This is a genomic window from Marivirga sp. (assembly GCF_035704835.1).
Lineage (GTDB): Bacteria > Bacteroidota > Bacteroidia > Cytophagales > Cyclobacteriaceae > Marivirga.
The window spans coordinates 50,200-70,501 of the sequence record NZ_DASSWQ010000065.1 but is presented as its reverse complement, the minus strand read 5'-3'; the positions used below and the strand labels follow the sequence as shown (position 1 = coordinate 70,501).

The 20,302-nt window shown below is 35.0% G+C and carries 22 protein-coding genes and 1 pseudogene; 15 read left to right on the top strand and 8 right to left on the bottom strand.

Annotation, left to right across the window (positions count from 1 at the left end; translation table 11 throughout):
• The first annotated feature begins 159 nt into the window (after positions 1-159).
• The 8 genes and pseudogenes from VFM92_RS10365 (at position 160) to VFM92_RS10330 (ending at position 5,343) form a co-directional block, all read left to right on the top strand.
• Positions 160-630, top strand: coding sequence for a hypothetical protein (locus VFM92_RS10365; RefSeq protein ID WP_325122147.1), 471 nt, complete (start codon positions 160-162; stop codon positions 628-630).
• Positions 631-765: 135 nt separating this feature from the next.
• Positions 766-1,260 carry a hypothetical protein gene (locus VFM92_RS10360; protein WP_325122146.1) on the top strand — a complete coding sequence of 165 codons (495 nt, stop codon included), beginning with the start codon at positions 766-768 and terminating at the stop codon, positions 1,258-1,260.
• A 349-nt stretch (positions 1,261-1,609) separates the two neighbouring features.
• A complete protein-coding gene (locus VFM92_RS10355; RefSeq protein WP_325122145.1) occupies positions 1,610-2,380 on the top strand; it encodes a TlpA family protein disulfide reductase in 771 nt (256 codons plus the stop codon).
• 193 nt (positions 2,381-2,573) lie between these two features.
• The gene (locus VFM92_RS10350; protein WP_325122144.1) at positions 2,574-3,149 is read left to right on the top strand and encodes a zeta toxin family protein; all 576 of its coding nucleotides are present in this window, start codon (positions 2,574-2,576) and stop codon (positions 3,147-3,149) included.
• Entirely contained in the window at positions 3,139-3,330 is a 192-nt protein-coding gene (locus tag VFM92_RS10345; RefSeq protein WP_325122143.1) for a hypothetical protein, read from the top strand. The genes VFM92_RS10350 and VFM92_RS10345 overlap by 11 nt, the downstream gene beginning before the upstream one ends.
• A gap of 149 nt (positions 3,331-3,479) precedes the next feature.
• Positions 3,480-3,842 carry a hypothetical protein gene (locus tag VFM92_RS10340; protein WP_325122142.1) on the top strand — a complete coding sequence of 121 codons (363 nt, stop codon included), beginning with the start codon at positions 3,480-3,482 and terminating at the stop codon, positions 3,840-3,842.
• 45 nt (positions 3,843-3,887) lie between these two features.
• Positions 3,888-4,382 (top strand): annotated as a pseudogene (locus VFM92_RS10335) (DUF5694 domain-containing protein); the annotation flags it as partial.
• Positions 4,375-5,343: a DUF2268 domain-containing putative Zn-dependent protease gene (locus VFM92_RS10330; protein ID WP_325122141.1), complete on the top strand. Its 969-nt coding sequence runs from the start codon at positions 4,375-4,377 to the stop codon at positions 5,341-5,343. The pseudogene VFM92_RS10335 and the gene VFM92_RS10330, both read left to right, overlap by 8 nt.
• Positions 5,344-6,073: 730 nt before the next feature.
• Here the strand turns inward: VFM92_RS10330 and VFM92_RS10325 are convergent.
• Entirely contained in the window at positions 6,074-7,051 is a 978-nt protein-coding gene (locus VFM92_RS10325; protein WP_325122140.1) for a GlxA family transcriptional regulator, read from the bottom strand.
• 154 nt (positions 7,052-7,205) lie between these two features.
• On the opposite strand from VFM92_RS10325, the gene VFM92_RS10320 reads away from it, so the two are divergent.
• The 6 genes from VFM92_RS10320 (at position 7,206) to VFM92_RS10295 (ending at position 9,769) form a co-directional block, all read left to right on the top strand.
• Entirely contained in the window at positions 7,206-7,619 is a 414-nt protein-coding gene (locus tag VFM92_RS10320) for a VOC family protein (protein WP_325122139.1), read from the top strand.
• A gap of 18 nt (positions 7,620-7,637) precedes the next feature.
• Positions 7,638-8,009 (top strand): DoxX family protein, encoded by a 372-nt coding sequence (locus VFM92_RS10315; protein WP_325122138.1) that lies wholly within the window; start codon positions 7,638-7,640, stop codon positions 8,007-8,009.
• A gap of 3 nt (positions 8,010-8,012) precedes the next feature.
• Positions 8,013-8,231, top strand: coding sequence for a DUF4287 domain-containing protein (locus tag VFM92_RS10310; RefSeq protein ID WP_325122137.1), 219 nt, complete (start codon positions 8,013-8,015; stop codon positions 8,229-8,231).
• Positions 8,232-8,420: 189 nt separating this feature from the next.
• Positions 8,421-8,813, top strand: coding sequence for a DUF1801 domain-containing protein (locus tag VFM92_RS10305; RefSeq protein ID WP_325122136.1), 393 nt, complete (start codon positions 8,421-8,423; stop codon positions 8,811-8,813).
• Positions 8,814-8,829: 16 nt separating this feature from the next.
• Positions 8,830-9,288, top strand: coding sequence for an SRPBCC domain-containing protein (locus VFM92_RS10300; RefSeq protein WP_325122135.1), 459 nt, complete (start codon positions 8,830-8,832; stop codon positions 9,286-9,288).
• Between the two features lie 310 nt (positions 9,289-9,598).
• Positions 9,599-9,769 (top strand): hypothetical protein, encoded by a 171-nt coding sequence (locus VFM92_RS10295; protein WP_325122134.1) that lies wholly within the window; start codon positions 9,599-9,601, stop codon positions 9,767-9,769.
• Positions 9,770-9,950: 181 nt separating this feature from the next.
• On the opposite strand, the gene VFM92_RS10290 is transcribed toward VFM92_RS10295, so the two are convergent.
• The 4 genes from VFM92_RS10290 to cphA form a co-directional block, all read right to left on the bottom strand.
• The gene (locus tag VFM92_RS10290) at positions 9,951-10,865 is read right to left on the bottom strand and encodes an isoaspartyl peptidase/L-asparaginase (protein WP_325122133.1); all 915 of its coding nucleotides are present in this window, start codon (positions 10,863-10,865) and stop codon (positions 9,951-9,953) included.
• Positions 10,866-10,967: 102 nt separating this feature from the next.
• Positions 10,968-11,177: a hypothetical protein gene (locus tag VFM92_RS10285; protein WP_325122132.1), complete on the bottom strand. Its 210-nt coding sequence runs from the start codon at positions 11,175-11,177 to the stop codon at positions 10,968-10,970.
• A 138-nt stretch (positions 11,178-11,315) separates the two neighbouring features.
• A complete protein-coding gene (locus VFM92_RS10280; protein ID WP_325122131.1) occupies positions 11,316-11,849 on the bottom strand; it encodes a cyanophycinase in 534 nt (177 codons plus the stop codon).
• Positions 11,846-14,500 carry a cyanophycin synthetase gene (cphA, locus tag VFM92_RS10275; RefSeq protein WP_325122130.1) on the bottom strand — a complete coding sequence of 885 codons (2,655 nt, stop codon included), beginning with the start codon at positions 14,498-14,500 and terminating at the stop codon, positions 11,846-11,848. The genes VFM92_RS10280 and cphA overlap by 4 nt, the downstream gene beginning before the upstream one ends.
• Before the next feature lie 609 nt (positions 14,501-15,109).
• On the opposite strand from cphA, the gene VFM92_RS10270 reads away from it, so the two are divergent.
• The gene (locus tag VFM92_RS10270) at positions 15,110-16,276 is read left to right on the top strand and encodes an MFS transporter (RefSeq protein ID WP_325122129.1); all 1,167 of its coding nucleotides are present in this window, start codon (positions 15,110-15,112) and stop codon (positions 16,274-16,276) included.
• 195 nt (positions 16,277-16,471) lie between these two features.
• Here VFM92_RS10270 and VFM92_RS10265 read toward each other — a convergent pair whose 3' ends face one another.
• The 3 genes from VFM92_RS10265 to VFM92_RS10255 form a co-directional block, all read right to left on the bottom strand.
• Entirely contained in the window at positions 16,472-17,314 is an 843-nt protein-coding gene (locus tag VFM92_RS10265; RefSeq protein WP_325122128.1) for a hypothetical protein, read from the bottom strand.
• Between the two features lie 270 nt (positions 17,315-17,584).
• Positions 17,585-18,652, bottom strand: coding sequence for an ABC transporter ATP-binding protein (locus VFM92_RS10260; RefSeq protein ID WP_325122127.1), 1,068 nt, complete (start codon positions 18,650-18,652; stop codon positions 17,585-17,587).
• Positions 18,633-20,300, bottom strand: coding sequence for an iron ABC transporter permease (locus VFM92_RS10255; protein ID WP_325122126.1), 1,668 nt, complete (start codon positions 20,298-20,300; stop codon positions 18,633-18,635). The genes VFM92_RS10260 and VFM92_RS10255 overlap by 20 nt, the downstream gene beginning before the upstream one ends.
• Positions 20,301-20,302 lie beyond the last annotated feature (2 nt).

The window sequence follows — 20,302 nt, the reverse complement described above, 5'->3', positions numbered from 1 at the left end:
CCGCATTTTTGCAATTCAATTTTATTGGTAACTTGAAAATTAATTGAAAAACGACTAAATCTAACATCAGCTATCAAATCATATATGAAAGGTCATCAAATTACTAAGATTCCCAATCAAAACGATTGATAGCATGACGTTATCAGCAATGCTGCGGAGATGAAAAAACTATTCATTCTTATCATATTAACTCTAGTAGCAACTTTCAATATTTTGGCGTGTAGTTGTGGTAAACTAGACAAGTTATCAAAAAATATGCTGACAGATGAACAAATTGCTTTTGTTGGTCGAGTGTTTGAGGTAACATATGTCGATGATTATACTATGAAAACCACCTTTAAGTTGGAAGAGAACTTAATGAATTTAGAACTCAGTGATACTATTAAAATATGGTCTGGACGTGATTGTGAACCGCATTTCATATCTGGCGAAAAATGGTATATCTTCCCTAACTTGCATAAAACTAAATATTGGTCAGGTCTATGTAGTCGAAGCGCACAATTAACAGATAGGATAATACCAGATAACCCATATAAAAAAAGATACAGTAGACAAGCTCAACGTGATTTTAACAAGAATCAGCGTAGGGCTAAACGCGAAATCAAATTCTTACGGAAGAATAAAAGCTGAATGCGAATGTTATAAGCAATCACCTATATGAAAAATATTCTACTCATAACGACTCTTAGCATTTTCGGACTAACTCTGAAAGCTCAAAAGGCTGATTTAGAATTTATTTATGCTTCTGTTGAGATTAGATTTAATATGAAACTTGACACAGTAAATCTATGTGATTCATATGTACTGAACGGGATAGTCTATACAGAAGAAGATTTTAGGACTGAAATACGTAAGTATAAGAAATCTGATATCAAATTCACAGCCATTGCTGACTTGGCAAAAACTAGATTTCTCCACCAAAACTGTGACTATATGATTTTGGCAGGTGCTGGAGATTACAATCAAACAAAGGAATCAAAGCTTAAAGAATTAGATTCTATTCGTGCAAACCTTAATAAAAACTTACCAGAACTTGTAATCAAGGACTTCATATGTGAAAATTGTAAGCAGGTTGTTGTTGACGGCACACCTATTGGAATGTACGAATCTCGAACTCTAGTGAACGACTTAAAACCAAAGGATATAGATTTTATTGTTTCCTATGAATCTGCTAATCCTAGAATATTCGGAAGGAACTCTGTCAACGGACTAATTGAAATCTTCCTGAAGAAGAAAGCTGATAACACTAGCTATGAATGAATGGGGTTTCATCAGTCAGGAAAGTTTGGCGGTACTTGGAAAGTCAGCCACAATGTGTAAATTTATTAATTGCTGTGGCTGTGTGCGGATGGCAAGCTTAGTAGTTTCTAAGCCCCACTCATCATAGCCTTAGCGTTAGCAACAAGCATAAAAAACAAAAGTATTAAAAACATTTTTCAGACTTTCCCTTGGAATATTAGCCATTATTGGTTGGACTATTTTGGTTATTTTACTATTTACAGAAGTTATTGAAATAAAGAACCTTCAAGTTTTAAAATGGCTACCCTTATTAATTTGTTTCATTGGGTTTTATATAGCGGGCCTTATAAACAGGAAAACAAAATTAGCATTGACACCTTTTCTATTAATTGGATTAATTGTATTTATTCCATTGAAGCTATTTTATTTTCCTTTATTGCTCTTAATAATACTTTTCTCAATATTAAGTATTCTTGTTTCTCGGCCTGATTTAAGTAGTAAGATAAAAATTCCATCATTAATAGTTCAAATCGTATTGTTCGGAATATTTCTATTTTCTCAACCTCTTATTATAAAGAATAAAGGTTACGGTACTGATCCAGAAAATAATTTGTATAATGCTACTGTCCTTTGGGATTTTACATCTAATACTCAACCCAGTTTACCAAAGGAAATATTTAATGACAAAGATGGCAATAAAGTTAGCTTGATAGACTTTGATGGTAAAACCTTGTACGTAACATTCTGGGCAACTTGGTGTGGACCTTCTCTTGCAGAAAAACCTGAACTTGAAAAACTAAAAAAACAGTTCGAAGATAATGCAGATATAGTTTTTATAGATATTTCAATTGATTCAAACGTTGAATTTTGGAAAACTTATTTATACCAAAATGAACATAATGGAATTCAATTGATAACTGGTAATGAAGCTAAAACAAGGTCAAATTATCAAGTTTCAGGAACACCGCATCATATTATTGTTGATTATAAAGGAAACTATAAAGAATGTCAAAGCCCTTATTTCATAGACAAGGAATTACTCATTAATCAAGATAAATTAACCGAATATATAAATACTCCCTACAAAGTTTTTAAAACAATCATGACTAATGAAAAAGATACAATTATAAGAGTGAGATAAAATGCCAGTTGCTAACATCATGTGCTATAAAACATTGGTTTTTAGGCGATTACTTGAAGTGTTCTGCCCCGCATCAGCTTTTGTAACGGCTTACAGGGAAGTGCCCCACAATCCCTAACGTTTAATACATGTAACCGTTGTGGGTAATAGTTTGTGTCCTTCCGATTGCCATTAATTTGTATATTTGTTTCGGATGAAAAAACTATACGTCATAGCTGGGTGCAATGGAGCTGGTAAAACCACTGCTTCCTACACAATTCTGCCAGAAATACTTGATTGCAAGGAGTTTGTGAATGCAGATGAAATTGCTAAAGGTATTTCCCCTTTTCAACCAGAAAAAGTGGGGATAGAAGCAGGTAGAATGATGTTGAAAAGAATTAAAAACCTGTTGGAAGGAGGAGAAAGTTTCGCATTTGAAACTACACTCTCGACAAGAAGCTATGTTGTATTTATTGAGAAAGCCAAGCAACTAGATTATCAAGTAACCTGTTTGTTCTTTCTGCTGGACTCGGAAGAATTGGCTATATCAAGAGTAGCTACTAGAGTAAAAGAAGGAGGGCATCATATTCCAGAGGAAGTGATAAGAAGAAGATATAAAAGTGGATTGAAGAATTTTTTCAATCTGTTTCTGCACAGAGTGGACAACTGGTTATTTGTAAATAATTCTGGAGACAACTATGAAATTGTTGCAGAAGGTTCATTGAATGATATTACCGTCAACAATGTTTTACAGTGGGAAGAGTTAAAAGAAAAATATTATGGGAACTAAAGAGCAATTAAAAGAAGAACGCGATAAAATTGTAAAAGGACTTGAAGAGACTTACAGAAAGCTAATTCTGTTCAAAAAGGAAAAGAATAGTCCGATGATTGTATTACGAGAGGGTAAAATTACAGAGGTAGACCCGAACGATATACTACCCACAACATTGTATAAGCGTAATGCGAGTTGAAATGCTTAAATTGAGCATTTTTACTTTAAAAAATATTAAAGGAGGACGACACTGAAATACCCCGAAACCCGCACTATGCTTATACTTAACGTTGTACTGCATTAAAAAACAACTATGAGAAAACTATTTTTACTGTTTTAATTATTTGTTTGGCGAACAGACTTAGCGGACAAAAGAAAGAAGTTCTTTTAATTGGGACATTGCATAATGTACCAAAAATTGTAAAGAACAGCTACAAACCTCTACTAGGGAGAGCGATAAAATATAACCCAGATGCAATATTTGTTGAAAGTCCTCGTCCCAGAGATACTATAAGTTGGGAATATCTTAAAAATGGATGGTCCAGAAGCTATGGAGAATTTTACCAATTCTCCGATTCACTGAAAAACAACTTTGATTATGACCAAAATAACCTGACCAAACTTTTGAAAAAAGATTTTAAAGATTTATCCCGTAATCAATTAGACACTATTATAAACTCGTTTGGATATTTAAGAGATAATGCAACTTAGGAGTTTTACAAGTATCTTAAAAAATACGGGGTTGATGGATCGAAAAAAACCACCCGACACGAGGATGGTGATCTAACTGCTAAGCTGGCTCTAGAACTTGGAATAAAAAGACTTAAATCTATGGATGACCAGCAAACAAACCGACAGTATCACGATGCCTGGAAAAAGTGCGCTCAAGAGGGACGGACAAATGGAGGTAATGCAATTAATAAAAAATTGAACAAAAAGGATTTCAATAGTGCAATCATTCCTGCCCTTTTTAGAGGATTAGGGATGCACATCAATAAAAGAAAATCAGTAGAAAGATGGCATCAATTAGCATCCTTTACATATGTTCAAAACCAAACGGAGGGTTGTTCAATAGAAGAACTTTATTGGGGCGAAAGAAATGAAAGAATGGCCAAAAACTTAGGAGATCAAATAATGAATGGGTCAGACAAAAAAAATGTAGTCATAGTAGGTGCTTCTCACGTACTCGGATTAGAAAAAGAACTTAAAGAAAACTATCCAGACCTAAAAGTTAAGCTTATCAATGAGTGAAAAAAGAAATTTTCTAGTAATAATTTTCATTACTTCTATAATTCAATCTTGTGCAATATTTTCACCAAAGCCTGAAGTTTCAGATTTTCCAGAGAAGTCACAGTTAATTTCGTCAGATATTCAACTTTTCTATAAAGCGTTTGACTTAGCGGTTAAAGACACAACAAATGCAAAAGTAATATTTAAGCAAATCTATTTTGCATCTGGTTCTCTAGGCCTAAAAGATTTTTATAAATCCAAAATTCATTCTAAAGAAAAATTTGCAGATTTCGTTATAAGACATAAGAATTTTTACAGTTCAATTAGAAATAATATTGCAGATTTGTCTGATTTAGAAACCGAGATTTCAAAAAGTTTTAAGAAGTTTGAGACTTTGTACCCTGAAGCAGTTTTTCCTGATATATATTTTTTAATCGGTCGTTTTTCCTCAAATGGTACTATTTCCAAAAATGGCCTTTTAATTGGAACAGAAATATTAAGTAGAACTCCAAACACCAATACAAAAAATTGGAATAAAGATATTCTTCGGATTAGTATGGAAAGAAATCATATTCCGGTTACTGTAGCCCACGAATTAGTGCATTTTAATCAAAATGGAATGGAAAAGGGAAATACTCTGCTTTGGAAAAGTATTCGAGAGGGATCAGCAGAGTTTATAGCCGAAATAATAAGTGGGCAAACAGATGCGGATTTTAAAGATTTTGAGGGTCAAGAAATAAAAATATGGAATGACTTTGAAAATGATATGGATAAAAGTATTTGGAACTCGTGGCAACAGGCAAGTGAAAAACGACCTAGAAATGCAGGTTATTGGGCAGGTTACATCATTTGCAAGGCATATTATGAACAAATCGGGAATAAATCAAAGGCTATTGATGACATTCTAAATATCCAAGATTATAATGATTTTTATAACAAAAGTAAAGTAGATGAATATGTCAATGAAACATTTACTAATTAAAAAACGCACTGCAACATCTAAGCTCTAATGATGCGCGCTAAGGGCGCGGTTCATTAGAGCTGCTGTTGAACTCTGCCTCCAAACCTTCAATGTTTTTCTATGGGGATTGAATAGTTTAAGTCGGGTACAAGTAGCCTGCTCAGCTTCTTATTTTGAATTGATTTTAGCGCTAAACATGCTTGCTGGAAGGTATTTGCCTTAACTGCTTCTTTGGTAACAAGAATTGAGTAACTGATTATCTGGATTTTGGCAATATAATTCCAGCGCTCTCTTTGGAGCATTTTTTTAATCACTCGGTAGTTTACAATTTTACTTCTCATTTTCTATAGATGGTCCTCTTTTCGGTAAGATCACTTGCATAGTGATCATATGCTCTGCCCCAAAATGGGCGCAAGCCAATGCCACCCAATACTTTTTTCCTGCAGTAGGATAAATCTTTTAAGGATTTTTCTAACTGTCTACCTCATCGGGATCAAGTTTCAAGCTGCCCTTTTCGGACAACCTCCATTCCACTTGGTAAATCTTATTGCTCGTAGGTTGTTCCTCGGCAGAGCCTACTTCCTTACGATGTTAAAATAATGCAAAATTTAAGTAAAAGTCACCAACTATTTTTGAGCTCATAACCCAAATATTTGATACGGAAACTAATGAAGTAATAAAACAGGAAAACCTTAGTCAGACTGAATAGTAATGAAGTAAAATTTGTGCTATTCCCATATTTGAGTTGTTCTTATAGGACAGGCATTTTATTATATTTATTGCGATATTCCGTAGGTGTAAGTCCAGTGATTTTTTTAAAGATGGTTCTAAATGCTTTGGTATCGGTATAGCCTACGTCATACATCACTTCATTAATATTTTTCCTACTTGATTCAAAACTTCGCTTCGCAAACTCCATTTTTACTCTATTGATATATTCCAACACCGAATTGTTTGTAGCTTCTTTAAATCGTCTTTCAAAGCTTCTTCGTCCCAATAAAACTTCAGCAGATAAATCATCAATCGTAATTTTCTCATCAATATTATTTTCAATGTAGTCTTGCGCCTGCTTGATTGCTTCATCATTATGATTTTTTTGTCCTTGAAATATGGCATAGGTCGCTTGACTTTCCCTATCAATATCAATGGCAAAATACTTTGAAGCTAAGATAGCGGTGTGCCGATCAGTGTATTTTTCAACCAAATGTAAAAGCAAATTCCAGTACGAATTTGCTCCACCACTTGAATAGATCCTATGCTCTTCTGTGATAATGCCGCCATCCACTAATTCGACTTCAGGAAACATTTCCCTGAATTCATTTTGAAATCCCCAATGTGTGCTACATTTCTTGCCATTTAGTAATCCAGTAGAAGCTAAAAGAAATGCTCCCAAACAAAGCGATGCCACTTCTGTACCTTTATTATATTGCTCAAGAATCCAGGGCAATAACGCACGATTTTTGTCAATTGCATGAGTCAAATCTCCAAATAGGGCAGGGATAATAATTAAATCAGTGTCTTTTACCTCGCTTAAAAGCTTTGAAACATTAACAGAATAAAGGCCTTCATTCAGCTTTACTTCTTTATTTACTGCCACTAATTGGATGTCAAATAATGGCTTTTTGCCTGCTACTGTCATAAAATTGTTGACAGCTGAAAACAAATACTGTGGGTCTGCAATGGCTTGCATAACAGAACTTTCAGGAACAAGTATGCTAACACTTTTCATATTTTAACAGCATTATAAAAGTGCTATAAATATAATTTATTTTTTAGTCGTAGAACACCCTTTTATTGTCATTTATATACAGTATAGAAATTATAAAGTCCCTGCATCTTTGTAATGTTAATTCAATTCAGAATTAGCACTGAAATGAAAAAATATGTCGCAGATTAATTCTTACCTAACTTTTAATGGAAACTGCCGCGAAGCAATGACATTCTATCAAGAATGTTTGGGTGGTGAGCTGATGTTACAGCCCGTAGAAGGCTCCCCAATGGCAAACCAAATGCCTAAAGGGATGAAGAATTGTATTTTACATTCTACTTTAAAAACAAGTGATTTTGTACTCATGGGTTCTGATATTACACCGGAATCGGGACTGATAAAAGGAAACTCGCATAGTTTAATTATTGAATGCAATAGTGAAAGCCAAATTCATGAATTATTCGAAAAATTATCTGAGGATGGAGTGAGAAGAAACCCTATAGAAAAAACTTTTTGGGGCGCTTTTTTTGGAACTTTTACTGATAAATTTGGCCATAACTGGATGTTAAATTTTACAGAAAAACATTAATAACTTAAATAAAAAAAGATGAAAAAGGATAAAATAATATTTTGGACAGCGACCATCATAATCGCATTATTGGAGGGAGTGCTGCCTGTATTAACCTCACAAACGGAATTAGCGAAAGAAGGAATTAGACATTTAGGCTATCCAGAATATTTTGGAACAGCTCTAGTTGTATTTAAAATTTTAGGCGTTTTAGCTTTAATCATTCCGCAGGTTCCAAAGCGAGTAAAAGAATGGGCTTATGCCGGTTTTGGCTTTAACTTTATTTTTGCAGCAATCAGCCATGGAGTGGTAGATGGAGTGAATGTTCAAACTTTCTTTCCACTGGTAATATTCGGGATTTTGGCCATTTCATATATTTACCATCATAAATTAAACTCTTATAAAATTTAGAATATGTCATTCCAGGCTTATTTAAATAACATAAAAGAGAAGACAGGAAAGAGTCCTGAAGACTTTAGAAAATTGGCTGAGCTAAAAGGCTTTTTTAAAGATGGAGAAATTGTTAAAACCGTAAAGGCTACAGAAATAACTGATTGGCTAAAATCAGATTTTAACTTAGGTCACGGACATGCAATGGCGATTTATGCTACTTTAAAAGGTAGAAATAAATGAGTGTTTAAGTACGTTAAAACAAACTAATGCATTCTATATTTTCTATTCACCTTAATTGCTGCTTATTTATTTTTTGGGACAGTTAATAAGGATATTGATGAAAAACAAATTTAGTTTAAAGCAGATACTGATAACTTTTTAAACCATCTGCCTTTATGAGCATCTTAAATGACATCAAAACGAATTATAATGAACTTAGAAATTAAAGAATACAATGACCGGCAAACTTCGACTGACAAAGAAATTTGCGACTTGCTTGCTAACACAATCGACAGCAAACTAACAAAAGCTGAAAGTAAAATTTGGCACGCACATCCCGTATGGTTCATAGCCGGTAATCCTACTGTAGGATATAGCAAACAAAAAAAAGGGGTAAGACTGATGTTTTGGAGTGGAGCGGACTTTGATGAAGAAAGTTTAAGTGTAAGGGGCGAAAAATTTAAAGACGCTTCAATTTTTTATAACCACGTAACTGAAATAGAAACTGAAGACCTAATTCTTTGGCTCAAGAAATCAGAAGAAATACAATGGGACTATAAAAACATAGTAAAAAGAAAAGGAAAACTTGAAAAGTTAAACTAATAAACAAATAATCATTATGAAAAAGTTACAATTCAAAATAAGCATCAGTGCACCTGCAAACAAAGTCTACGATATCATGCTAGGCATCAGTAAAAAATCAACTTATGAGCAATGGACTGCTTTGTTCAATCCCACATCTACTTATGAAGGCAGCTGGAGTAAAGGCAACAAAATGCTATTCATTGGAACCGATGAGAAGGGAGAAAAGGGAGGTATGGTTTCAGAGATATTTGACAACATGCCAAACCGATTTGTTTCAATTCGACATTATGGACTTTTAAAAGATCATGTAGAAATCACAAAGGGACCAGAAGTAGAAAAATGGGCAAATGGTTTTGAAAATTATACCTTCGAAGAAAACAATGGAACTACTACAGTTATTGTTGACTTAGATACTACTGAAGATTTTTTGGATTATATGAACCAGGCCTACCCAAAAGCACTCGATAAATTGAAAGAAATTTGTGAAAAATAAAATGATATGAAAACCCATCAATGACGAAAAAAGAAACACAATCTATAACAACCGCTTCTATGAAAATGGAAAGGTACACTTCTTTAGTTGTTCCAATTTTGCAGTATGAAAATGGATATAATCCCTTTCAATATCAGAAAAAATGAACCTGGAAAAGTATATCGTATATCAAGGGATATTATTCAATTATCGGTTGAGATTACGAACAGGAATTAATGTCATTACTTAAAATCCTGAAAATAGTAGTGATGGTAGGGAGTCTATTAGGGTAGAGAAGGTTAATTAGAAAATTCAAAAGAAATCTAGTAATTTGAGAAGGAAGAATAATTTAGGAGGTGATATTGTTTCCCCACTCCTTGAAGTTGAATTAATTTATGAAGTAGTTGAGGTATTGGAACGATTCGCAAGTGAGTTGGATAAAAGTATTCCCCAAGTGGCTATAACTGGCTATTGCATAAGGAAACCATTTCAAATGTTGTGATAGGTGCAATAAATGTTATGTATAATTCTACATAATATTGGCATGATCCCTTTTGACGAAGAAATGTAATTATTGAGATACTAAAAGCTAGATACGAGAACCTAAATTCTAGAAATAAGACCGTGTAATGAAGACTCTGATTTTCTTTAACTGGGAAATTGGAGTTTTTTTGTTGATGATACTATTTGTAGATTTTTACTGTAAGTTTTTCATCATTAGTTTTCCAAGCTCTGTGCATGCGTTCGCTGTTAAAACAGATCCCCAGTTCTCCTTTCGCATCGACTGCAATTACTCCTATGTCACCATTAATGTTTTTATTGCGCTGGTGAATAACGTAATCACATGCTTCTTGTACAGTGCAATTTTTAAATTCCATGTAAGTGGAAATGCTATAGGCTATTACGTTGGTGATTAATAATTCTCCATCACCAGTACCAGAAACTGCACAAGTAGAGTTATTGGCGTAACATCCTGCCCCTATTATACAGCTATCGCCAATTCTGCCACTTAAGCAGTTGGTAGTGCCGCCCGTTGAAGTGGCAGCAGCGAGATTTCCTGCTTTATCTAATGCCACAGCCCCCACCGTTCCATGAACCCTTTTTTTTATAAAGTTATCAACATCATCTTTCTTGCGCGATTTAATATATCGGTCTACTTGATGCTGCGTAATAAAATAGGAATCAACTTCTAATTCTAAACCGCTTTCTTTTGCAATTTTAAATGCACCTTGCCCTGCTAAAAATACGTGTGGTGTATTCTCCATAATATGCCTTGCCAGAGAAATAGGGTTTTTTACATTTCGCACCAAAGCAACAGCACCTGCACCGTTATTTTTTCCATCCATAATTGAAGCGTCCATTTCTACCTCTCCTTCGTTATTGAGTACTGAGCCTCTACCGGAATTAAATAGAGGATTATTTTCAAGCAATCGAACTGCATTTTCAACAGCATCCATTGCACTTCCTCCTTGCTTTAATTTTTCTTGTCCCACATTTACAGCATCTTCTAAACCCGTTTTAATAGCCGATTCATTTAAATGAATAAATTCAGAATCTTCTCCTGCTCCGCCATGTACAACTATTGAGAAATTTTCCATGATTAGTTTATTTTAATGTCCTATTACTATTTTAACTCGGGATTATTTCGGTTGGGTAACCTGATGAATATTACTCAGTTGCTCAAAAAGTGAAATGTATGGTTATGAATCTTTTTCCTTTTCTGAACTTTTTTCAGGAATAGCGAGCGATTTAGTTTTCAAATTGAAGTGGCAACCTTTTACCAATAAATGAACGGTTAAGTTTTCAACAAAAACACCACATTCTCCATGATCAATTTCTTCTATTTCTTCTTGAATATTTGTTCGACCTAGATTTGTACCATCTATGATTACCACCACACCTGAACCCACACATTCAGCTTCCTGTCCATTTTTTATGACCAGGGCAGTGTCTTCTCCCAGACCAATACCAAGTTGTCCTGGATTGAGAATTATTGCATGTGCTAGTCGTCCAAACCTTCCGCGTTTTATAAAATGAGAATCTATTATTCAAAGGTCTAAGAAGCCAAAACCTGTATCAGTTTTCAAATCATTTTTAAATACTACTTCACTTGTTCCTCCTCGGGAAATCATGATTTTTGACATTGCCATTGCACCAGCACTTGTGCCGGCAACTATTAAGTCTTTATCTTCTAAATAGCGTTTTGCAATAAGATCAATGAATGGCGTTCCTCCTAAAATGGTAGATAAGCGCAGCTGGTCTCCACCACTAAAAAAAATGGAATCTGCTTTTTCAATCCTTTTAAGATAATTATCAAGTCGCGCATCCTTTGTATCTTCAATATGGATGAATCCCGTATTATCGATTCCTGCAATATTTAATGCTTTTTCATATTCTTCTTTTACTTTTTTATGATAATTAGAGGCAGTGGTAATTATTTCAACCTTCCTTTCTCCGTGTAAAAGCAATCGCAAAATTTGAAGTTGTTTTTGTTGTCTACCTTTTCTTTCCCTCTCAAGTTTGGCATTATTCCCTTTATCTTCTGCTCCTCCAATAATAAGTAAAGTTCCTTTTGGTGTCATAACTTTATATTTTTTGCGTTCGCAACTTCTAAATCAACCATTTGATTTTCCATGTCTATTTGTTGCTGCACATAGGAAAGAGTATTTTGAACCTCATCCACAAAGACGGTGATAAATTCACCTTCATCAGCATTATCAATAGCGTACTGAATAGATTCTATTTTATCTGAAATTATAATGACGGAGGCATAGCCATTTATTTCCCGAATGCCAGATGAAATAAACTCACTGATTTCTTCCTTCGACCTTCCTCTGGTATCTTTATCATGCTTAATAATTATTTTATCAAACATTTGAGCAGCGTAACGCCCAAGATTTTTCATGTCCTCAGCGCGTCTATCGCCAGGAATTGCAATGATCCCGGTTTTTTGATTAGCCTTGACGTGTTCCAAATACTTTTTCATATGAAGAAATCCGTCAGGATTATGGGCATAATCGATCATCAATTGAAACTTTTTAAATTGAAAGAGATTCATTCTGCCAGGTGTGAATGTGGGAGAAGGGATGAAAGATTTAAGTGCTGATGAAATGGTGGCCATGGAAAAATTACTAATGGAGGCAACCAGTAAGGCAGGTAAAATATTTTTAACCATATATTCACATTTGCCAGAAAAGGTTAGCGGCACTTGGGCGACTCCAGTAATTCTAGTTTTCCATTCCCCTTTTTGAATAGTAAAATATTTGTTTTCAATAAAAGCTGCTAGTCCACCTTCACTACAATGTGTTTTAATACGTTCATTTTTCGCATGCATGCTGAATAAAGCGATATTACAATCCAAATCATTTTTCATTTCATATACCAAATCGTCATCGGCATTTAAAATGGCGTACCCGTTGTCGAAGGTACTTTGAGGAACAACAGATTTGACACGTGCCATTTGTTCAAGGGTATTGATGTCATCTAATCCCAAATGATCATCATTGACATTTGTTACTACGCTAATATTGCATTTATCAAAGCCTAATCCTGCTCTGAGAATTCCACCTCTAGCACACTCTAGCACTGCAAAATCAACAATTGGGTCTCGCAAAACCGTAGCTGCACTGGCTGGTCCGCTGCAATCTCCAAAACAGATAGAGGTACCATCAATATTGATTCCATCGGTGGTGGCATAACCTGTATGGTGTCCATCTGCTTGCGCAAAATGAGCAATCAACCTAGTGACAGTTGTTTTTCCGTTGGTACCAGTAACTGCAACAAGTGGAATACGAGCACTTGCATTATCAGGGTATAGCATATTTAATACAGGCTCTGCCACATTTCTTGCAATACCTTTGGAAGGAGAAAGGTGCATTCTGAAGCCTGGTCCAGCATTTACTTCCAGAACAGCTCCATTTTTGTCTGTAATAGGAATATTAATATCTTCCGCCATTATATCAATGCCACATATGTCTAAATTCATGAGTCGTGCAATACGCTCAGCCATGAAAATGTTGCCAGGGTGTACAATATCGGTCACGTCTTGTGCAGTTCCACCAGAGCTTAAGTTGGCGGTATCTTTTAGGAATAAAATTTCACCGATGGGCAAAACAGAATTGAGTGTGAGATTTCGTTCTGCCAAAATGGATTGAGTGGCTGCATCTAATTTAATTTTACTGAGCACATTTTCATGGTCTTCACCCCTGCGTGGATCATTATTCGTTTCATTGATTAGTTCATTTATGGTAGAAGCATCATCGCCCATTACCATAGCAGGTGTGCGTTTTGCGACCGCTACTAGTTTGTAATTGATAACCAAAAAGCGATAGTCGAACCCATTGATAAAACGTTCCACTATTACACTTTTGGAAATTTTTTGCGCCTCATGGAATCCATTTCTTGCTTGTTCTATAGTGGTGATGTGGGTAGTAATTCCATTTCCATGGTTTCCATTTATTGGTTTTGTAACGATTGGAAACCCAATTTCAATTACAGCCTTTTGCAATTCAATTACATCATCGATTAGCCTACCCGTAGGAACCGGAATATAAGACTGGTATAATAATTTGCGGGTAGCGTCTTTGTCAGATGCCAAGTCAACGGCTACGTTGCTTGTTGTACCTGCAGTGGATGCACATATAATTTTTTGATTGCATCCCTGACCAAGCATTAATAGTGAATTATTATTGAGTCTTGTGTAAGGGATATTTCTGCGTTCAGCTTCTTCTACAATGGACAAAGTACTAGGACCCAATTTTTCTTTCTTATACAATAGCTGCAACTCATTAATGTAATCATTCACATTGAAGGTCAAATCTTTCAATAATTTCTCTACTAAATCTACAGCAGCTTTAGCAGCATAAATTCCTGCGCTTTCAATAACATAGGAAAATACAACATGGTAAATACCTTTCACACTGGTCGAACGTGTTCTTCCAAATCCACAATCCATTCCAGCTAGCGTTTGTAATTCTAAAGCAGTATGTTCTATGACATGCCCAAGCCAGGTTCCTTCTTTTACACGTTGTAAAAAACCGCCTTCAACTCCTTCGGAACATTGATGACTTTTTAAGGAGGGCAGCACGGCTTCCAAAGATTCAGCAAATCCATTTATCATGTTAGTCGGCAGTTGCTCATATTCTCCAAGGTCAAGTTTCATGACAATAAGTTTTTTCCGGTATCCTGACCAGAAATTAGGCCCACGTAGAACTTTGATTTTTATTATTTCCATTTTCTTAGCGTTAATTTTGTCAGTACCTAAATACTTAGCTTTCCGATTGCATAGCTCTACAGCCTATTTTTGCAAAGGTTGATCAAAGTGGAGATCAGAAAAAACAACTTCCACTAATCATAGCAAAGAGAACTTTCACCTTAGTTAAAACTTTGAGATTGTTCCTGCTTTCTTTCTAAAAACACATGTAAACCACAACTTTAAATGGTGTAGATGTAATTTTAATGATGGCTTAGGTACTTTTAGTTTCATTTAATTCAATACACTTTGTTTACCACTTATTTATTTTTTACAATTTAGGTATGGGATTTTCTTTAGTCATTACACAATTATTAAACAAGCTTATATGATTCGCACTTTTTCTGATAGTAATTAGCTGGTCATAATAATAAACTAATAGAGTATATTTTTTAATTCATAAAGAAATTGAGCCAATAGCGAAAGATTAGATTTGCTGGATTCTCCTGAATAAAAAGGTCATTATATTGATTGAAATAGATTTTGAAAAAAATCAAGATAATTGATGAAATCATTATTTAGCGACTTTATAAGTTTTAATAATCAGTCGAAGAAAGTGCTTTATATGTTGATTATGCTTTAATTCGCATCATGAAGCAAGAGCGCCTGATTAATCGCCCCTTTCTAGCACTTTCATTAAGTGCTTTTTTGTTTTTCGCCAGTTTCAATATGATTATCCCTATGCTGCCCGATTATCTTACCAGCCTAGGAGGGGGTGATTATAAAGGGCTAATCATTGGACTTTTTACTATCACAGCAGCTATATCGCGACCTTTTAGCGGAAAGCTAGCAGATGAAATTGGGCGATTACCAGTGATGATTTTTGGAACACTTATTTGTTTTGTAGCTGGATTGGCTTACCCATTTGTAACGAGTGTTATTGCATTTTTTGCTTTAAGACTTTTACACGGATTTTCTACAGGATTTACTCCAACTGGAAATGCAGCATACGTTGCGGACCTAGTGCCTTTCAACAGAAGGGGAGAAGCTATGGGGATAATTGGAGTAGCGATCAGTGTGGGAACAGCTACTGGAAATGCTGTTGGAGGATATATTGGGAGTGCTTTTCCAATTGATTATGTCTTTTATGCTTCAGCATTCACCGCCTTGATGAGCATCGTAATTTTGGCTGGGATGGATGAAACTTTGGTTCATAAAGTAAAATTCAACTTTAGTCTTCTCAAGCTCAAAAAAGATGAAATCATTGAAAAAAGAGTGTTGGTACCTGCGATCTATATGGCACTCAGTGTATTTTCTTTTGGGTTAGTATTAACCATCATGCCAGATTATAGTGCTCATCTGGGAATCAGCAATAAAGGATTGTTTTTCGCCATCTTCGTATTAGCCTCCTTAGGAGTTAGAATTGTGGCTGGTAAGATTTCAGATAAAGTGGGTAGAGTGAAAGTACTGAAAGTATCTTCCTTTATATTATCGGTAGCCATGATTTTAATTGCTTTTTCCACTTCTTTAATCAGTTTGATTGGTGCTGGAATCATTTTCGGCCTTGCAGTAGGAATGAATTCTCCAACTGTTTTCGCCTGGGCTATCGATTTAGCGGATGGTGAAAAAAGAGGAAAAGCATTAGCGACCCTTTATATATTTTTGGAAATCGGAATTGGATTAGGAGCTGTTATATCGGGCTGGGTGTATAGCAACTCATCTGCAAATTTTGAAAATACGTTTTTCACAGGTGCAGCTGTGGCTTTTGTAGGTTTTATTTATTTAAATATTGCAACCAATATTAAAAACCGAACTTAACGTAAAAACCAGTTTTTAATTAATATCCTATATTTTATCAATGTCTATTTATTCCAAAACAATACATACCAATATTTTATTCTGTAATTAGTTTTTTCGTTATTATATTGAATGATTGCAATAATTTAATTTTTTTTGATTAGGAATGTGAAAATAGTGCGAGCTTCCAAGCGCGCACCAATTGTATTAAACTATCTAGAATGACATTGTACAAGATTCACATGCTCCAGCAACACATTTATCACCTATTTTAGTGTTGAAAGGCCCAGTAGTAATTTCTTCATAAACGCACCCACTCTCTCCAGAACTACAATCGCATGACACATCACCTCCTGAAATTAATTCATTGTCGGTTCTTGAGCTTAAAAAACTAGAAGGGACATACATTCTTAGATAGGTACCGAAAGCATTGACTACAACTAAATCTGCATTTTCCCTGTCAACTTTACCTTCTGGCCATAAATCCTTTACAAAGGAATTAAATGCTCTTTCAAAATCAGGATATTGCATTAATACCTCCCAATCAGGAGATTGAAAATGCTCTATTCTATCTTCACCTGATTTAACAAAAGAAATACCGATATTTTTATTGATAAAGCCACCTCCTGTGCCTTCTCCAATAGAATAAAAACCTTCATCATCTGGGTCTTTTCCAACACATTCTTCGGTGCTTCCTTCTGGACATCTTGAACAACCCACCTCACTGCCAAGTTTTACAACATCGCAACCTCCACTGCAAGTGCTTGTACATGTGTACCCACCTTCTTTTGAAGAAATCAACTCTCCGTTTAATGATGCAATATAAAATACCCCCTCTGGAAGCTTAACTGTTAAGGTAGACCCATCATTAGAAACTTCCGATTTCGTTCCATTGGGTAAAATGACTCCTTTAAAATTAATTCCACCCATATCACTGGGTATATTGATATCAGCATTTTCTTCTAAAAAGGAATCATTTTGAATTTTTTCCTCATTACATGCTAGTAACACAAAGGGCAATAGCATTAAGAGTGTAAATTTTTTAATGATTTTTCTCATAATTAATATAGTTTTTTATTATACTACTAATTTAGTTTTTTTTTATAAACTACCAAGTTAATAGTATCCGAATATTATGATTAGTATGATAAATATTATTTAAAGAAATGAATATTAGGACTATAATACAAAACTGTAAAGTAATTTTAGGATGATACATTCCTCACTTGCTTACGCTGCGCAGCAAAACGCGAGCTACATGCTATTTAGCAAAGCTTTTTTTGGAACGATAGGGTTTTCTATCTAAGTGTCAAAGAAATTACATAAAGTCTAACTCACCAACCCAGGATACCAGCAGGTATCCAATACATGAATTTTAGCAGGATTGAATCTCAGGAAAATGTTATCTTCTTTATCAAATAGGATTTTTTCATGGGCGTGAATGACCACATGCGTTTCTGCTCCAATGTCGGCATGAACTTGCTGGTGGTCACCAAAATACTGAGCTAATATCACTTTAGCTGGAAATGTTCCTTCTTTTTCTTCGGTCAGGATTTCAATATTTTCAGGTCGGATGGCAATTAAAATCTGTCCTTTTTTATCGGTTTTAGCGCCTTTGATTTCACCTGCTTTCAGTTTGTAAGTACCATTTTCTGCGGTAGCATTCATAGCGTTTATTTTCCCGAAGAAACTGGCCACATATAAGTTTTTAGGTGTTTCGTACAATTCTCGTGGGGTTCCAACCTGCTGAATTTTGCCGTCTTTTAAAATGGCGATTCTATCTGCAGATGAAAGCGCATCCCGCATATCATGCGTAACGAATAAGGCTGTAGCACCCGCTTTTTTAATAATGCTTCTGACTTCCTCTCGAACCTGATCTTTCAATACCGCATCCAAATTACTAAAAGGCTCATCCAGCAAAATTAAACCAGGATTAGGTGCAATTGCTCTGGCTAGGGCAACTCTTTGCTGTTGGCCACCTGATAAATTATGAGGATATCTATTCTCATAACTGCTTAAACCCACCATATCGGTCACTTCCCTTACGCGCTCATTCAAATTTGGAAATTGATTTTTAGATAAACCAAATTTTATATTTTCAGCTACCGTTAAGTGTGGAAACAAAGCATAATCCTGAAAAACCATTCCGATTTTCCTTTTTTCAGGTTTCATGCTGAAATTGTCATCTACTACTTTATCGCCATTTATTGAAACCTGACCTGCATCGGCTTCCTCAAATCCGGCAATTAATCTTAATAAAGTGGTTTTACCACTACCGCTTTCTCCAACTAAAGCCAATAATTCGCCTTTATTTACAGTCAGACTAGCGTTATTGACCGCATACTGATGCTTTTTACCAAATCGTTTATGTAAATTTTTAATTGATAATACTTCCATCAGCTTTTGTTGTTTTCATTAAGCGATTTAAAATAATAATGGGTATGGTACCGATAACGATAATGATAAGTGAGGGTGTAGCAGATTCGGCTATCATTTCGTCACTTGCCAATTCGTAAGCTTTGGTTGCTAAAGTATGAAAATTAAAAGGTCGTAAAATTAAAGTAAGCGGTAATTCTTTCAAAATATCCACAAACACTAAAATACCTCCTGAAATTAAAGCACTTTTTATTAAAGGTAAATTTACTTTCAAAAGTGTTTTGAAAGAGCCAGCTCCTAAAGAATAGGAAGCTTCATCAATGCTATCACCGGTTTTTTTGAATGCAGCTTCTATTGGATTTATAGAAACCGTTAAAAACCGGACGATATAGGCAAAAGTGAGCGCAAAGATAGTTCCGCTAAAAATCAATCCTATTTTCATACTGAAGCTTTCTTCCCAGGTATTGATAAGGAATTTATCCAGCCCTAATAATGGAATCATAATGCCAATAGCAATGACAGCTCCAGGAATGGAATAACCCAAGGCTGCAAACTTTGCTAATAAATTGAAAAATCTATTTTTATTTACTTTTACTGCAAATAAAATTATCACGGAAAAGCCTACGCATAAAAAGGCAGCAAGCAATGCTAGTCCAAAACTGTTAGCCATTAAAATTAGGAAATCAAAATCTATAATTTTTTTAATGGTTTGGAATGACCATAATATTAATTGAAAAACAGGTGCTATAAAACCTAAGAATAGCGGAATAAAGCAAACCAACCATGCGAAAAACTTTTTTCTACCTTTCAATTGGTATCTTTTCAGTTGGCGGCCGATTCTTGCACCTTCATCAAATTTCACTTTTCCTCTCTGTAATCTTTCTGTCATGATCATCATGAAAATGAAGGCCATTAAAATGCCAGATAGATTTATAGCTGAATTGGGGTCTCCAAAAGAGAACCAAGCCCTGAAAATTCCAGTGGTGAATGTGCTGATGCCATAATATTTTACTGCACCATAATCATTCAATACTTCCATCATCACTAAAGAAAGTCCACCTATAATTGCGGGTCGGCTGATGGGCAATGCAATTTTAAAAAATGTTCTCCAGGAGGAACTTCCTAAAATTCTGGAAGCCTCTAGTAAATTAGCAGATTGGCTCATAAAGGTTGACCTCGCTACTACATAAACATAAGGGAATAAAACCAGAGCCATCACCACTGCTACTCCCCAAAAATTCATGATGTCAATATATACTAAATCTGAGAAGCCGATATCTCTCAGAAAAATTTGGATTGGACCGGTATAATCAAAAATTCCTGCATAGGTATAAGCAGCAATGTAGGTAGGAATGGCTAAGGGCAGAATTAGCATCCACTCAAATTGTCTTCGAAATGGGATTCTACAAGTACTGACTATCCAAGCTGAAGAAATGCCCATAAGTAAGGTGAGTATACTTATGATTATCACCAAACCAATAGAATTAAGTATGTAATCAGCCAGAACGGTGTCCACTAAATGACCCCAAACACTTTCTGTCTTTTTGTCAAAGAGTTTAAAAAAAAGGGTATAAATAGGTAAGCCAATAACTAGTACCAATGCAATTAATGCAAAAGACCAGCCATTGGCATACCTCTTAAATTTAAAAATTGACTTTAATTTACTCACCA